This window comes from Paenibacillus rigui (genome assembly GCF_002234615.1).
In the GTDB taxonomy this organism is placed as follows: Bacteria; Bacillota; Bacilli; order Paenibacillales; family NBRC-103111; genus Paenibacillus_S; species Paenibacillus_S rigui.
In genome coordinates this window covers 91,933-108,023 of sequence record NZ_NMQW01000039.1, presented here as the reverse complement: position 1 = coordinate 108,023, position 16,091 = coordinate 91,933, and the positions used below count along the sequence as shown (strand labels likewise).

Sequence of the window (16,091 nt, the reverse complement as noted above, 5' to 3'; positions counted from 1 at the left end):
GGATTTCATCGTGGTTCACTTACAAGGACATTACAACGTGCCTATTGTTTTACTTTCTTTCCTTATTGCCGTATTGGCATCGTACTCGGCGTTCAGCTTATCGGAAAAAATAGCGAAATCCAAAGGCAGAAGCAGAGTGGTTTGGCTGTTGGCGGGTTCGTGTGTTATGGGCTGCGGCGTGTGGTCGATGCATTTTGTGGGCATGCTTGCTTTTCATTTGAATGTCAGAGTGACCTACGATATCCAAGTGACGTTTCTGTCTCTGTTGGCCAGCATTGCTGCTTCGTTTATCGCGTTTCGGGTGTCGGCTGATGCTCATGCGGGGCCGTTGAGAATAGGTGTTGCCGGACTGTTCATGGGCAGCGGTATTGTCACGATGCACTATACCGGGATGGCGGCGGTCCGAACCTCCGCTGTGTTGACGTACCATCCGGTGTATGTGGGGCTATCCGTACTGATCGCGTTGACAGCCTCTTATGCGGCATTGTTCATGTTCCGGCAATCCCGGGTGTCGGTTAACTTCCGGCGCTGCCGTCCGGTGTGTGCCTTGGTGATGGGGCTAGCCATATGCGGCATGCATTATACGGGAATGGCGGCGTCCCATTTTACGGTGAATGAGCAAAGCTTGACGGACGGAGGCGTGGTCATGACGCCGATGTTTTTGCTGATCGGTGTTGCTTTATCGACCTTTTTCATTTTGGCTGTTTCGTGGGCAGCGATATTTTTCGATCGGAACGTATTGGAAAAAATGGCCTATACCGATGCATTGACCGGTTTACCCAACCGGCATCATCTTGTCAGGTATTTCGAGGAATCCTTCGGAAGCCCGAGCAGCGGATTCCTGCTTTTTATCGATTTGGACCGCTTCAAGTCGATTAACGATACGCTGGGGCACGACATTGGCGATCTGCTCCTGCAGGAGGTTGCTTCCCGCCTGAAGAAACACCTCAATGAAAGGCAGACCGCCTTTCGATTGGGCGGCGACGAATTCCTGATTGCCTCCACCCGGGGGGACCGGACGGCAGCCGTTCAGCTCGCCTCGACGCTTGTGCAGGAAATCAAACGTCCCTACTACATTCAAGGCAATGAGCTGTACGTTACCGGCAGTATCGGCGTAAGTCTCGTGCCTGAGCACGGAACCGAACGCGTTACGCTGCTCAAAGCGTCGGATACGGCAATGTATAATGCCAAATCCAGCGGCAAAAACAACTATCGGGTATTCGACGAGGAGATGGACCGCAAGCTGCTGCGCAAGCTGGAGCTGGAGATGGATCTGCGCAAAGGCTTGGCTGAAAAGCAGTTCATTGTCGATTATCAGCCCAAATGGGATGTGGAAACCGATCAGATCTCCGGAATGGAGGCGCTGCTTCGCTGGAATCATCCCCGGCTCGGCCTGGTGTCGCCAGGCGAATTTGTACCGATTGCCGAGGAAACCGGGATTATCGTCCCGATTACGCGCTGGGTGCTGCAAGTGGTCTGCTTGCAGAATAAGATTTGGCAGGATGAAGGCTTGCTGAAGGTATGCGTTTCGATCAACATGTCGATCCGCGTGTTCGAGAGCGGCTCCTTGTACGAGATGGTGACGGAGGCTTTGGAGGTTTCGGGGTTGAAGCCGGAATATTTGGAGCTGGAGATTACCGAATCCATTGCGATGTACGATGTGGAGGATACGATTGAGCAGCTGACGGCGCTTCGCGATTTGGGGGTACAAGTCTCGATGGATGATTTCGGGACAGGCTACTCTTCTCTAGGCAGCTTGGACCAAATGCCGATCAATACGTTGAAAATCGATCAAATGTTTATTCGCGACAGCAACCTGCCCTCCAAGCAGGCGATCATCAGCACCATCATTTCAATTGCCAAAAACCTGAAGCTGGATGTCGTCGCTGAAGGGGTGGAATCTCCTGAACAGATTGAATTTCTCCAGTCCCAGGGCTGTCGGGTGATGCAAGGGTACTACTACGGGAAGCCGATGAATCCGGAGAAGCTGAAGGAATGGATCGGGGAGCAAAAAGAGGTTAAGCTCAAAACTTGAAACAGGCAGCTAAAGGCGCATTCATAAAACATGGGAAGGAAAGGGGTATAAAAAAATGAACATTGTCGTATTGGATGGGTATACATTGAATCCTGGGGACTTAAGCTGGCGTGGACTTGAGGCTTTGGGCCAGGTTACGGTCTATGACCGTACAGCGGCGGAGGACATTATCGAACGTGCGTCACAGGCCGACATCGTCTTGACCAACAAAACTCCGTTATCGGCCGGTACGCTGGCACAGCTGCCGAAGCTCAAATATATCGGGGTGCTGGCAACGGGCTACAATATCGTAGATACGCAAGCGGCGTCGGCGCGGGATATCGTGGTTACGAATGTGCCCGCTTACAGCTCGCATTCGGTGGCGCAGCTTGTGTTTGCTCTGCTGCTGGAGCTGTGCCACCGGGTACAGCTGCACAGCGATGCGGTGCATCAAGGGGAATGGACCCGCAGCATCGATTTCTGCTTCACCAAGTCGCCGCTGACGGAGCTAGCCGGTAAAACAATCGGATTGATCGGACTTGGCCAAATCGGCTTCCAAACCTCCGTGATTGCCCGCGCTTTCGGCATGCGGGTACTGGCGGTGGGCAGCGGAAGAACGGCCCCGCCCCCTACGGAGGGGGTTGAGTGGGTAACGCTGGAGGAGCTGCTGACCGCATCTGATGTCGTCAGCCTACATTGCCCGCTGACGTCTGCAACCGAGCGGCTGATAAATGGAGAGCGGCTTGCGTTCATGAAGCCGACCGCGTTCCTGATCAACACATCGCGGGGCGGTTTGGTTGCTGAAGCGGATCTGGCGGAAGCGCTGAACAGCGGCAAGCTGGCCGGAGCTGGACTTGACGTCCTGTCGGCTGAGCCGCCGGCAGCGGATAATCCGCTGCTTCAGGCCCGCAACTGCATCATTACGCCGCATATTGCCTGGGCAACGAAGGAAGCAAGAGAGCGGCTGATGAATATCGCCGTGAACAATGTGGCCCGCTATATGCAAGGGTCGGCCGTCAACGTGGTGAAGTAGGACGGAGGGCCGGGCCGCCGTCTGTAAGGCCGTGTCTTGTGCGGGGGCTGCGTTCGGTGCACAGTTAACGAACCGCCCGGCGGATCGTGTCGGCCAACCGGGCAATCCCCTCTGCGATAGCTCCTTCCTGAACATGGGAGACGTTCAGCTTCAGGATGGATGCCTTCTTCGGAAAATCGGTTAAATAATGCTTATCTGCCGGTTCTACCGCAATCGACAGCTTTTTGAGCTGACGGATGACGCGGGAGACCGGCACTTTTGCGTCCAGCAGCATATGGGTGTGGACGCCCAGGCGGCGTGTGGCGTCAGGATCGTTGCGGAACAGCCCTCCGCTCAGCAGAGCCTGCTCCTGCACGGCCTCATGCAGAATCCGCCCCCGGCGGGCATAGGAAGCGGATATTTTTTGCTTATGCCGCTCGAACATACCGCTCTTCAAATAAATTTCGAGCGCTCCCTGGGACAGCATGGAGCTGTCGATGTCCACAAGCTTCTTGTGCTTGTGGAACGTCTCCGAGAGAGCGTCAGGGATGACGGCAATGCCGATGCGGAGGCCCGGAAACATAATCTTGGAATAGCTTTTCAAATAAATCACATGGGAAAAGCTGTCGTCATAGGCATAGAGGGGATCCACCTTGGGATCCTGCTCGAAATCCGCCAGGTAGTCGTCCTCCACTGCATAAACGTCGTAGGCTCGGCAGAGCGCTGCGATGTTCTTTTTTTGCTCGCGGGTGTAAGAACAGCCTAACGGGCTATGAAATCTCGGCATCGTATAAAACAGCTTGATTTTGCCTGTTCGGAATATCCGCTCGAGTTCCTCCAGATCGATTCCCTTCGCCGTTCGCTCAATTCCAATACACGGAAGGCCGTGCGTTTCCAGCTGCTCAATGAACAGATGATAGCTTGGCTGCTCGACGAGAATGCGCGTTTTACCGTTCGGGAACGGCATCGTGGATAGCAGCGACAGCGCCTGCTGTACCCCGGAAACGATAAATATCGACCGGGTATCGGCAAAAACCTGATCATCGGCCAAATGCTTCTGGACCTCCTGAATGAGCGAGGGAAGTCCCTTCGGCGTCCCGTAAACAAACAGCTCCTCCTTGTACGTGTCAATGGCTTTATTGATACAATGCTGAAAATCCAGGTAAGGAAATATATCCGGATCGGGTGCCGACGTAACGAAGTCAAGGAACGCTTCGGCCCTTTGCTTCGGTGCCGCGGATTTTTTAACGACGTAGTAGCCGCTTTTCGGAATGGAGTAGATCAGATGCTGCCGTTCCAGCTCGTCCAGTGCGCGAAGGATCGTGCTTTTGCTGCAGCCGTACTGCGCAGTCAGCGAGCGGACGGAAGGCAGCTTGCTCCCGTCGCGATAGGGCGGGCTTTCGATGGCCGCCTCCAGATCAGTTAAAACGTGCAAATATTTATGCATGGCAAGACTCCTGTTCCTATAATCTGTACCGGTACAGATCGTGCTTTTGTTCATTGTAACATAGAGCAGCCTCACTTAGTATATAGCTATACCGGCCGGTACATGAAGATGCATCAATGGGGGAGAGAGGAAGCTGTCATGGGAAATTCACGTCCAACCAGCGCTTATGCTGCCGCAGTGGCAAGCTCGTTAATTATTGGCTTATCGTTTATTTTTGTAAAACTGGCATTGACCGAAGCCGATCCGCTGGATACGCTGGCACACCGGTTTACGCTATCGTTTCTTGCAGCCATGGTTCCGTTCGCCTTCGGATGGGTCAGGCTGCAGAGCAGCTGGAGGGATATGCTGCGCATCCTTCCGCTGGCTCTGCTGTACCCGATTGCTTTCTTTGCCTTTCAGGCGTATGGGCTGCTATATGCAACGTCCTCGGAGGCGGGAATCATTCATGCGACGGTCCCGATCCTTACGATGCTCCTTGCAGCCTATGTCTTGAAGGAGCGCTCCAGCCTGGGGCAGAAGCTGTGTACCTTCTTGTCCGTTGCGGGTGTCATCTATATTTTTGCAATGAAAGGTCTGCAGCTGCAGGCGACCAGTATGAAGGGGATTCTGCTTATTCTGATTTCGGCCTTATCCTTGGCAGGCTACAGCGTATTGGCCAAGAAGCTGTCCCAACGGCAAATCCCTATGCTGGATATGACTTATGTCGTGACGATCGCAGGGTTTCTGGGCTTTAATGCCATCGCTGTGACCCGGCACAGCTTCGCAGGGACGCTGGGGCAGTTTTGGCAGCCCTTGACCCACTCAACGTTTACGTTGTCGGTCTTTTATTTGGGGGTCGCTTCTTCGTTTATCTCGATCTTCCTGTCCAACTTCGCACTGTCGCGCCTGGATGCGTCCAAGGCCAGTGTTTTCAACAATCTGGCGACGGTCGTTACGATTGTGGCAGGCGTCCTGTTTCTGGGGGAACGGCTGGAATATTTCCATATCGTTGGCGCGATCGTTATTGTGGCGGGGGTGGTTGGAAGCAATATGCTCGGGCGGAGAAAATCTCCTCTTCCGAAGGAGTCCTTGCTTCTCCGCGATCATACGAAGCCCGGAAGAAGCGTATAGCGCACGAAGAAAGCGCGGGGAGGATCTGCTAGCTACGGGCGTCAGCATGGGTATGGCAGGGAAGAGCTCCGCCCTCTATTTCTTCGGAGCAAAAGAAAAAGCCAGCATTGCTGAGATACCCCAGCAATGCCGACTTTAGTTGTGCAGCAGAATGTATATCCATCCAGCAGCTTATTGCCTTGTGTAAACCTTGCTCGATACGAGCTGTCCTTTGACGGGCGTTGAAGCCTTTTGCCGCCGGTAAGGTAAGGAAGCAGGGTAGGGCCAAGTTCGTTCAGCGCAATGAGTCAGGGTGCGTTCACTCCGACATCCGTAGAAGCCAATGGCTTGTGTAGGATCGATGTAGTAGAATATTCATCCGCTCCGGTATCGTCGATTCCTGATCTTGCCTGCCCATCCATATCCTCGGTCACATAGCTGTAGCTGCCGCTGGAGCTGTTGATGGCAGGGCTTGCGCTGGACAGCTTCTGCAGTCCGCCCGAAGTAGTGAACAGAGGGTCCGTCACATTCACCTGAGAGGAGGTCGCTGTAATCCCGACGGTTGCCGTGCCGTCAGGGTCGGCGATATTGCCTGCATAGGTCATGTTCACCGGCGTCTTGTATTCATTAATAAGCTTGCCGGTCGAGCCTTTTATAATGTTGTTGGCAATGATGCTGTCTTTTGGCGCCAGACTGTAATTTTTGCCAATCTCGATGCCGGTGGCATTGCCTACAAGCGTGTTGTTCACGATTTCCGCACGATAGACACGCCAATGACCGCTCAGGCTGCCGCTTGTATCGACGTCACCGCCATCTACGGCAAGGGTAGCGTCATATCCCGATCCGGTCAGCCCCTCGAAGTAGTTGTTGTACACTTTGTGGTCTTGACCATAAAGACGGATGCCTCCCAGTCCGGACTTCTGGCCGTCACCCAGGAAGAAGTTGCCGTAGAAGCTGCTGCCATTGCCATGCCGTGCGGAGATGACGCCGGCGGAGTTGCGCACGGTATTATAGCGGATGATATTTTTACCGCTTTTCACCGAGATGATCTCGGGGTCGCCATCGCAATTTTCGAACAAGTTATATTGAATCGTAATGAAGCCGTCGGACATGGAGATTTGGCTCCAGCCGACACGAATCGATTCCATTTCATTCGTTGCCCTTGGGCCGATGTTACGGAAATGGTTGTACTCGACCGTATCGTATTGGGATACTTGGGTGGACGAGCCGTCGAAGGTAATGAAATTACCCAGATCATGCTTCTCTTCGAACAAATTATGATCAATCCGGTTGTGGTGGCTGTCCGCGCCTCCGATATAAACCCATTTCAACGAATTGCCGTCTTCTGTTAAGTGGAAATGATTGCGCGTGATTCGAACATTGTTCGAGCTGGTCAGCTTCACAGCAGAATTGCCGGTATTCGTGAATTGAAGTCCGTCAATCACAATGTAGGAAGATGAGGTGACGGTAAAATAAGCGCTGCCGGAAATGACAGCCATTCCGCGGTTGGCGGCCTTAATCGTGATGGGGTTGGTCGCGGTGCCGTTCTTGCCGCTAATGCTGAAGGCTCCGCTTTTGGTATACGTACCGTTAGCCAATAGGATGGTTGTCCCGGCCGTTGCGCCAGCGATTGCGCTGTCCAGCTGGGCTGATGTCGAGACGTTGACGACGCTTCCGCCACCGCTACCGCTGCTCGTGGATGCGCTTGGCACATTCGAGAGCGTAGAGCTGTTGCCTGCATCATCGGTTGTGATCAATGCAAAATAATACGTAGTGGCGGTCGACAGTCCATTGACCGTCAACGACTGGGAAGTGCCTGCGGCTGCAGGAGCCGGTTCTCCGCTTACTTGCGTTGCGCTTCCGAAATTAGCGGAGGTGATGGCCGCTGTGCTGTAGCGGATATCATAGGACGTAGCGGTGCCGGTATTGTTATCGTCGCCTGGAGCCGTCCATGTCAGTGTCAACGAAGAAGAGGCAGGGGAGCCTGCGGCCAGGTTCGTCACCGCTGCGGGTGGGGTTGTATCCGTGCCACCTGAGCCGCTATCGCTGACCAGCACATTGTCGTAGTTCGCGATACCATTCGCATACAATCCAATTTTACCCGAGGTCAGGCTCGTGTCCGTCCCTTGAACCTTCAATACACCATCAACGTAGCCTTTGACGGAAGTGCCGTTAATTTCAAGCTTGAGTTCGTAGTAGGTGGAGGTGTTGGCGGTGAAAGCAGCCTGCTGCAGGGTCGTGGTGGAGCCGGACACTTTTTTGTTCAGCAGGACGTTGCCGTTGTAGAGGAGGAGAAAGTAATAGTTATTGCTGTCTACGTAGCGGCCGATAATCCCGTTGCGTACGTTGGTGGCTCCGACTTTGATCTTGGCAGAATAAGTGTAGTCGGTCCAGGAAGCCTGTCCGTTCGTTACGATAAAGGTATTCCCGGTGGCGCTTTGCTTGGCGGTTTGAGTGCCATCCGCTGCGATACTCCAGCTTCCGTTACTGCTGGCGTTCACCCAGCTGCCGGAGGGAAAGCTTGCGTACGATTCGAAATCGTCGGATAGCAGGGTTGCAGCGCTGGCTGCAGGAGCGAGAGGGATGAGTGCGGCCAGCAGCAGCAGGCTTAAACACCAGCTGATCCAGGCTTTGGCGCGTTCAGGACGGTTTTTCGTTTTGTTCAATTCAAAATCATCTCCTTTGGAATTGTACAAAGATTATATAGCAATCCAGTCCATCCTTCGGGCAGATTCGTGTTGTTGGCCGTAGGGACCTCCTTTCCCGGGGGGTTGCAGATGCGCGGGTTCAGCGGCCGGGCTGAATAGCCAGGCTGGTTCACCCTGAAAAAAAAGAAAGCGCATACACAAAGCTCATTATATATGGAGACCCTCATTCCTCATTGTGGAATTTTTAGGTGTTGTTGTTGTTTCTTTGTGGCAAAGGTACAGGAGTCGTCCTTCTTTTTTGAATAAGCTGTAAGAGAAGAAGGAGGGATGAGGGATGTCCACAAGCGTTGCTGACAAGTGGGAGAAGACCCGGGTTCTGCTGAAGCATGGAAGCGTTGCGGCGCGGGTCCCCGAAACCAGACGTTTTGCACCGTCCCAGCTGTCCGGCATGCTGGCCCGCTATGGGCGTGTCGTAGCAAAGCCGACGACAGGTACCGGAGGCAGCGGGCTGATACTCATTTCTAAGCAAGGTAAAGGTTACACGTACCATTATCAGGGGAGCGTCCGATATGCGGCGACTTTCGCTGCGCTGCTCACAGCGGTACACCGGATCCGCAGAGGCAGATCTTATTTGCTCCAGCGTGCCATTCCTCTTGCCCGCATCAACGGCCGGCCGCTCGATTTCAGGGTCAAAATCGTCAATAAGGGCAGCAAATGGGTCATTACGGCCATTGTCGGCCGTCTGGCGCGTCCCGGCTTATTTGTCACGAACCTGTGCAAGGGCGGGACACAGCTGAAGTCCGACATGGCCATTCGCCGGGCGCTGTCTGTGTCTCCTGCCAGGCTGAAGGGGGAAATGCGCACACTTACGCACCATTGCGCGGGCTTGCTGGTACAGGCTTTTCCTGGGCTCGGGCAGCTGGGGTTTGATTATGGCGTTGATAACAACGGCAGGATTTGGATTCTGGAAGTGAATACGCAGCCCAAGTGATCGACATCCGACAAAAGTTGACACGATGCATAATTTTCATAACAATGTAAATAGTAACATGCATACCAAGCGCTTCTCCATGATTGATGGCGGGCGCTTCTTTTGCTGTAAGAACGTCCTCAAAGGAGGCGGAACCGGCAGGAAGGAGCCATTGGTTCCCTGATTGCAACAGGATGCGCTGAATGTACAGGCCTGACATGAAAGCAAGTGAGCGATCAACACATGAACGGAGTGATGAGGTCATGACAACCGCTAAAGTTAGGATGGAGAAGGATTTTCTGGGTACGAAGGAAGTGCCTGTCGAAGCTTATTACGGGGTTCAAACGCTACGGGCTGTTGAAAACTTCCCTATTACGGGGTACCGCATTCATAAAGAATTAATTATCGCAATGGCTCAGGTCAAGAAAGCTGCGGCGCAGGCCAACATGGAGGTAGGGCAGCTTCCTTCCCATTTGGGCAGCTACATTGTACAAGCCGCCGAGGAAATCATTGAAGGAAAATGGCATGACCAATTCATCGTGGATCCGATTCAAGGCGGCGCGGGCACCTCGATTAACATGAATACCAATGAGGTGATTGCCAACCGGGCGATTGAGCTGATGGGAGGCGAGAAGGGGAACTACTTTACATTGAGCCCCAACTCCCATGTCAATATGGCACAATCCACCAACGATGCGTTTCCTACGGCGATTCACATCGCAACACTGAAGCTGATGGAGCAGCTGCTTGCGACGATGAAGGAGCTCCATCAAAGCTTTCATCTGAAGGCGGTTGAATTCGACAGTGTCATCAAAATGGGCCGGACCCACCTTCAGGATGGAGTTCCAATCCGGCTGGGACAGGAATTTGAAGCGTACAGCCGGGTGCTTTCGCGGGACATCAAGCGTATTGAGCAGACGCGTCAGCACTTATTTGAAGTGAATATGGGGGCGACGGCGGTGGGAACCGGACTGAACGCCGATCCGCAGTACATCGTCCAGGTGGTGAAGCTGCTTGCAGAGATTACGGGTCTTCCGCTGCTGAATGCGGAGCACTTGGTCGATGCCACCCAAAACACGGATGCGTATACGGAGGTTTCCGCGGCTTTGAAGGTCTGCATGATGAACATGTCCAAAATCGCCAACGACCTGCGTCTCATGGCGTCAGGTCCGAGGGCCGGTCTTGGCGAAATCCGCCTGCCGGCTCGTCAGCCGGGCTCCTCCATCATGCCGGGGAAAGTAAACCCGGTGATGTGTGAGGTCGTGAATCAGGTCGCTTTCCAAGTCATCGGTAACGATCACACGATTTGCCTGGCCTCCGAGGCAGGTCAGCTGGAGCTGAACGTCATGGAGCCGGTGCTTGTGTTCAACCTGCTACAGTCGCTCAGTATGATGAATCAGGTGTTCAAGGTGTTCAAGCAGCATTGTCTGGACGGTATTCAGGCTAACGAGGCCCGCTGCAAGGAATATGTTGACAAAAGCGTGGGCATTATTACTGCTTTGAACCCGCATTTGGGCTACGAGGTAGTAGCGCGGATTGCACGGGAGGCAATTGAGACAGGCCGATCTGTCCGCGAGCTGTGCTTGTTGTACGACGTGCTGTCGGAGGAGGAGCTGAACTTCATTCTGGATCCGTACGAGATGACCAACCCGGGCATTGCGGGAGCGACGCTGCTGCATCGGGGCGATCCGCAGGAAGAGAAGTAAGCTGATTGGGGAAATAAGCGTCGGATGTCCACGCCCATCGGGGGCTCGGTATCCGATGGACCGGGTATATTTTGCCCGAAGTGAATAGTTGAATAGCAAAGGACCTCCACAATGGAGGCCACTGAAAAACGGCGGAGTGGACGGAATCGTTCTGTAGAAGCGTAAGCGTTCGCCTTTGTCCCCGGATGTTGACCGCTATAAGCGGGTCGAAATTAAAAAAATCAAGGGACAACAGCGATCGGAAGAACGATCTGTACATGCAGCGGTGACTTTTTCAGTGGCCACTCCATAATGGGAGTGGCCTTTTTTTGCGTTGCCGGGAAAGGAGAAGGTCAGTCTCTTGAAGGAAAAGCAGGGGGACAGGCTGCTGATTCGTGTAAAAAAGCAGCTTCACCTGAGAATTATGCAAGTACAGATGAGCATTGAGCATGGGCTTGCAGCTGTCTATTTTTTATAATGAAAAGAAGCGGGTTGATGTCAGCTTCCAGCCAGGCGGCTTACCCAAGGACGATATGAAGGAGGCGGCAAGTGTATGCAGATCAAATCCAGGCGTACCGATAAGCTAAAGGAAGAATTAAATTGGAGTGAATTTCTGGCCCGTCATGATATGAGCTGGACGACGCGTCCGATGACGTGGGATGAGGGGGCCTTTATTGGAAACGGTCTCATGGGGGCGATGATGTACGGGGAGGAGCATCGGCTGAAACGGAATGTGCTGCGGTTCGTTCTGGGCCGCACGGATATTACGGCGAAGCGCCCTACAGAGGGATACAGCCCGCGGGTGCCGATCGGGGAGATCGATCTGGAATGTGAAGGCTGGATATATCAGCCGACGACGATTCGGGTTGATTTATGGAACGCCGAAATTCAGGCTCATGTGGTTACCACGAAGGGGGAAATCAGGCTTCGGGCTTTTATCCATAGTGACAAGCCGGTGCTGGTCATAGAACTGGAGCCTTCCGAGGGCGAGCGGAATGTGAAGCTGCAATGGTATGCTGTGCCGGAGGTAGATCCAATATTGAAAAATGCGGACGGAATCAATCTGAACCAGTATATTCCGAATATCGTCCTGGACCGGTCGATAGTGGGGAACATTCGGGTTGGCGTTCAGCGTTATGATATGGGGGATGGCTGTACGACGGCGTGGGAGGAGCAGGAAGGTCCCGGCTCCCGGCGCATAGCTTACTTAACGGTTCAGCCGGGAGCGAATGAAGCTGCTGCCGCTTCCGCGGTGCAGCTTGTTCAAGCATCGGTCGCCGAGGGGCTGGACACGCTGGAGCAATCCCATCGCCGCTGGTGGCATGCCTATTATCCGCAAAGCTTCGTGTCGCTGCCGGATACCCGGCTGGAGGGCTTTTACTGGATTCAAATGTATAAGCTCGCTTCGGCTACACGCAAGGAGCATCACATCATAGATAATCAAGGACCGTGGATGGCCCCGACGCCTTGGCCCGGCGTATGGTTCAACATGAATGTGCAGATGAGCTATTCTCCCGTGTATACCTCCAACCGGCTGGAGCTTGGGGAGTCACTGATCCGTGCCCTGGATTCGAACAGGGACAACCTGATCGGCAATGTGCCTGAGGCGCTCCGCCACGATTCCGCAGGACTGGGCCGCAGCTGCAGCTATGATCTTCAGAGCCCGGTGGACGACGAGACAGGCAACCTGCTGTGGATTTGCCACAATTATTGGCGTCAGTACAGGCATACGATGGACGAGACGATGCTTCGTGAGGGGCTGCTTCCGCTGCTGCGCAGAGCGGTGCAGTACCATATTCATCTGCTTGAGGAGGGGGAAGACGGCAGGCTTCATCTGCCTCCGACCGTATCGCCGGAATACGGCAGCTTCAAGAAAATGACCGTGGCCGATTGCCATTACGATCTGGCGCTGCTGCGTTGGGGCTGTGAGACCCTGCTGCGTATCCATGACAGGCTTCCATTGCAGGACCCTCTTGCTGGGCGGTGGACGCAGGTGCTGGAGCGGCTTACTCCTTACCCGGAGAATACCCATGGTCTGATGCTCGGTAAGGACGCCCCGATCGAATTCGGCCACCGGCATTTCAGCCATTTGCTCGCCGTGTTTCCCCTACACCTGCTAACAGGTGAGCGGCAGGAGGAGAAGGAGCTCATTCACAAATCGCTGCGCTATTGGACGGGGATGGAAGGGGATATGCGCGGATTTACCTTCACTGGAGCGGCTTCCATCGCAGCCTCGATAGGGCTCGGGGATGAAGCTCTGCAATATATTCGGAGCTTCCTGCATTTGATCAAGCCGAATACGATGTACCGCGAGGCCGGTCCGGTGATGGAGTCACCGCTGGCCTGTGCGGAATCGATTCAGGATCTGCTGCTGCAAAGCTGGGGGGACAAGATCCGTGTCTTTCCCGCGATGCCCGGCGAGTGGAAGGAAGCTGTGTTCCACGATCTGCGGGCCGAAGGCGCTTTTCTGGTCAGTGCGTCACGCAAGGAGGGGCGAACGGCATTTGTCCGTGTCAAAAGCTTGGCCGGAGAGCCCTGCCGGCTGCAAACGGACTGGAGCTTGAACGAAGGTGAAACCGTTCTCGCAGCGTCAGAGCATCCGGTTTCCGTCCTTGACCTGGGTGAGGGCGTCCTCGAGCTGGAGCTGAAGCAGGGCGAGGAAGTCATTTTATATGTTAGCGGTGCCGGAACGCAGCTGCAGGATGACAAGGCGGAAGGCTCCTTCCGGATCGCCCCTGTAGAGGCGCAGCCGGGCTTGTGCAATTATTTCGGGGCGCATAAACCGTGGCGGTTATACGGAATCCCCTTCCGCGAAGAAAGGAAGTAAGCCGATGAAAGCATTATTAGCAGGTCTGGGTGTTGCCGGGTTCAGCTGGTACAAAAGGCTGAAGCAATTCGGCGGTCTGGAGATCGCCGTTGTGGAACCGGATGCTTCGATGAAGAGCAAGATGGAGGGGGATCCGTATCCCTTCTACACATCGCTTGCCGAGGCATTGGAGAAGGAGCAGCCGGATTTTGTTGTCAATGTGACGCCCCCGCACGTCCATACCGCAGTGAATGGGCTGGCCTTCGACCGTCGGATTCCGGTGCTGTGCGAGAAGCCGATCTCTTTTGACTATGAGGAGTCGATCCGGATTGTAGAGCGGGCAGCCCGTGAGGGCATTCCTTTCATGATTGCTGAAAATTACCGGCGGTTCGCCTACGTCCGCAAGCTGAAGGAGCTGCTGGAGGTGGGGACGATCGGGCGGATCACGACGGTGGATATTACTTTTTACAGGTATCACCACACGCAAAGAAAGTACACGGTCAGCCTGCTGGATGACATTGCGGTGCATCATTGGGACATGGTCCGCTATTTGACCGGAAAGGAAGCGGCGCGTGTATTTGCAAGAAACTTCAATCCTATCGGTAGCTGGAGCGCGGAGCCGGCCGATATTAATTTGTATGCCTGGCTGGAGATGGAGGATGGGATTGCGGTAAGCTACACAGGCTCCATTACATCCCGCGGGAAGCAGACCGAATGGGGCGGCAATTGGCGTATCGAGGGCACCGGGGGAGCTATTGAAGTCGCAGGCAAAAGCTTGCTTGTGTACAGCAAGGAGGGTGCGCTGATCCGCACGGTGGATGATTTCGGCGATGTGCCGCCATCGGATACGCTGGCTGAGTTTATTGTCTGTTTGCGGGACGGCGGGGATAACGAAACGAGTGCCAAGGATTATTTAAAAACACAAGCGATCGTTCATTATGCGAACGAGTCCAGCCGGCTGAAGGCCGTGGTGGACCTAAAGCTGCACGACATAAGCTAGAAAACAGAAAACGGAAGCGTCCTTCATCCGAAGGAGCCTCCGTTTTTGTTGTTTCCTAACCCAATATTTTTTCGCCACGAGCTCTCTCAAGCCTTTGCCGATGCGGCCTCCGAGGCATCCCCATGCTTAACAGTCGTGTCATGCAGCTGCAGCGTCCGGTCGGTCGGGAGAAAAGCCGCCAGCAAGCCGATCAGCGGCAGGAAGGCGCTGAGGCGAATAACGAACGTAATGCTTGTCGCGTCTGCAAGGGTTCCCAGCACGGCCGATCCGATGCCTCCGAGGCCGAAGGCCAAGCCGAAGAACAGGCCTGCAACGGTGCCGACCTTGCCGGGCAGCAGCTCTTGGGCGTACACGATGATGACCGAGAAGCCGGACAGCAGGATGAAGCCGATGCAGATGCACAGAATGACCGACCAGAACATATTGGCATAGGGCAGCAGCAGTGAGAAAGGAGCGGTTCCCAGGATCGAGAACCAGATCATATTGCGCCGCCCGAACCTGTCCGCCAGCGGGCCCCCGAGGAACGTCCCGACAATTCCCGCAACAAGCAGGGCGAAGACAAACAATTGAGCTCGTTCTGTTGAGAGCTGGAAATGCTCGATCAAGTAAAACGCATAAAAGCCGGTCATGCTTGCTACATATACAAATTTGGAAAATAAGAGCATGACGAGAATCGCTATAGAGTAAGCGACGATGCGTCTCGGCAGCGGGGAAGCGGCCGACTTTCGCACGGCGTTCTTACCGATCCGATACACCAGTCGTCCGCGGTACCAGCGGGCCACAAAGAGCTGGACGACGACGGCTGCACCCGCGACGAGCGTAAACCAGATCAAGCCGAATTGACCCAGAGGCACGAAGATGAGAGCCGTTAAAATAGGGGCCAAGGCTTGCCCGACATTGCCTCCGACCTGAAAGATCGACTGAGCCAGGCCCTTGCGTGCCCCGGCAGCCATATGGGCAACCCTGGAGGACTCGGGATGAAGCACCGAGGAGCCGATGCCAAGAAGGGTAACCGCTGCAAGAACTTGAACGAAGGAGCCTGCGTAGGCCAATACGATAATGCCCAGCAAGGAGAACAAGACACCGATCGGAAGAATGTAAGGCTTGGGCTTCGCATCCGTGTACAGGCCGATCAAGGGCTGCAGCACCGAAGCGGTAATGTTCAGCGTAAATGCAATCCAGCCGATCTGGGCAAACGTGAGCTTCAGCGACTCGTGCATAATGGGGAACATGGCCGGTACGACCGATTGGATGGCATCATTCAGCAGATGAACAATGCTGATGGCGAACAGAATGGAGAATACTGTGGTCTGCGGCTGTGGTTGGGCTGATGATGGGTTCAAACGAATCACCTCTTACAATGTATTTGGGTCCAATGGTATACGACTCCTTATGAATTCAGCATATCATCAGACGTTTA

General features: G+C 54.4%; 10 protein-coding genes. 7 read left to right on the top strand and 3 right to left on the bottom strand.

All coding sequences use genetic code 11. From position 1 onward, the window contains the following. The first annotated feature begins 10 nt into the window (after positions 1–10). Together CF651_RS24435 and CF651_RS24430 are read left to right on the top strand one after the other, a co-directional pair. Complete coding sequence (locus tag CF651_RS24435; RefSeq protein WP_245856136.1) at positions 11–2,035, top strand: bifunctional diguanylate cyclase/phosphodiesterase; 2,025 nt, start codon at positions 11–13, stop codon at positions 2,033–2,035. 55 nt (positions 2,036–2,090) lie between these two features. Next, positions 2,091–3,047 (top strand): D-2-hydroxyacid dehydrogenase, encoded by a 957-nt coding sequence (locus CF651_RS24430; protein ID WP_094017496.1) that lies wholly within the window; start codon positions 2,091–2,093, stop codon positions 3,045–3,047. 64 nt (positions 3,048–3,111) lie between these two features. On the opposite strand, the gene CF651_RS24425 is transcribed toward CF651_RS24430, so the two are convergent. Beyond that, positions 3,112–4,473 (bottom strand): aminotransferase-like domain-containing protein, encoded by a 1,362-nt coding sequence (locus tag CF651_RS24425; RefSeq protein ID WP_094017495.1) that lies wholly within the window; start codon positions 4,471–4,473, stop codon positions 3,112–3,114. A gap of 138 nt (positions 4,474–4,611) precedes the next feature. Between CF651_RS24425 and CF651_RS24420 the strand changes: the two genes are divergently transcribed. After that, positions 4,612–5,583 carry a DMT family transporter gene (locus CF651_RS24420; protein ID WP_094017494.1) on the top strand — a complete coding sequence of 324 codons (972 nt, stop codon included), beginning with the start codon at positions 4,612–4,614 and terminating at the stop codon, positions 5,581–5,583. A 287-nt stretch (positions 5,584–5,870) separates the two neighbouring features. Here the strand turns inward: CF651_RS24420 and CF651_RS24415 are convergent, their stop codons facing one another. Next, positions 5,871–8,228 (bottom strand): chondroitinase-B domain-containing protein, encoded by a 2,358-nt coding sequence (locus tag CF651_RS24415; protein WP_179232971.1) that lies wholly within the window; start codon positions 8,226–8,228, stop codon positions 5,871–5,873. A gap of 316 nt (positions 8,229–8,544) precedes the next feature. On the opposite strand from CF651_RS24415, the gene CF651_RS24410 reads away from it, so the two are divergent. The 4 genes from CF651_RS24410 (at position 8,545) to CF651_RS24395 (ending at position 14,671) form a co-directional block, all read left to right on the top strand. Next, complete coding sequence (locus tag CF651_RS24410) at positions 8,545–9,201, top strand: YheC/YheD family protein (protein WP_094017493.1); 657 nt, start codon at positions 8,545–8,547, stop codon at positions 9,199–9,201. Between the two features lie 242 nt (positions 9,202–9,443). Next, complete coding sequence (gene aspA / locus CF651_RS24405; protein ID WP_094017492.1) at positions 9,444–10,886, top strand: aspartate ammonia-lyase; 1,443 nt, start codon at positions 9,444–9,446, stop codon at positions 10,884–10,886. A gap of 532 nt (positions 10,887–11,418) precedes the next feature. Next, a complete protein-coding gene (locus tag CF651_RS24400; protein ID WP_179232970.1) occupies positions 11,419–13,692 on the top strand; it encodes a glycosyl hydrolase family 95 catalytic domain-containing protein in 2,274 nt (757 codons plus the stop codon). A 4-nt stretch (positions 13,693–13,696) separates the two neighbouring features. Next, entirely contained in the window at positions 13,697–14,671 is a 975-nt protein-coding gene (locus CF651_RS24395; RefSeq protein WP_094017491.1) for a Gfo/Idh/MocA family protein, read from the top strand. An 86-nt stretch (positions 14,672–14,757) separates the two neighbouring features. On the opposite strand, the gene CF651_RS24390 is transcribed toward CF651_RS24395, so the two are convergent. Beyond that, complete coding sequence (locus CF651_RS24390) at positions 14,758–16,023, bottom strand: MFS transporter (protein ID WP_425436316.1); 1,266 nt, start codon at positions 16,021–16,023, stop codon at positions 14,758–14,760. Between the last annotated feature and the right edge of the window lie 68 nt (positions 16,024–16,091).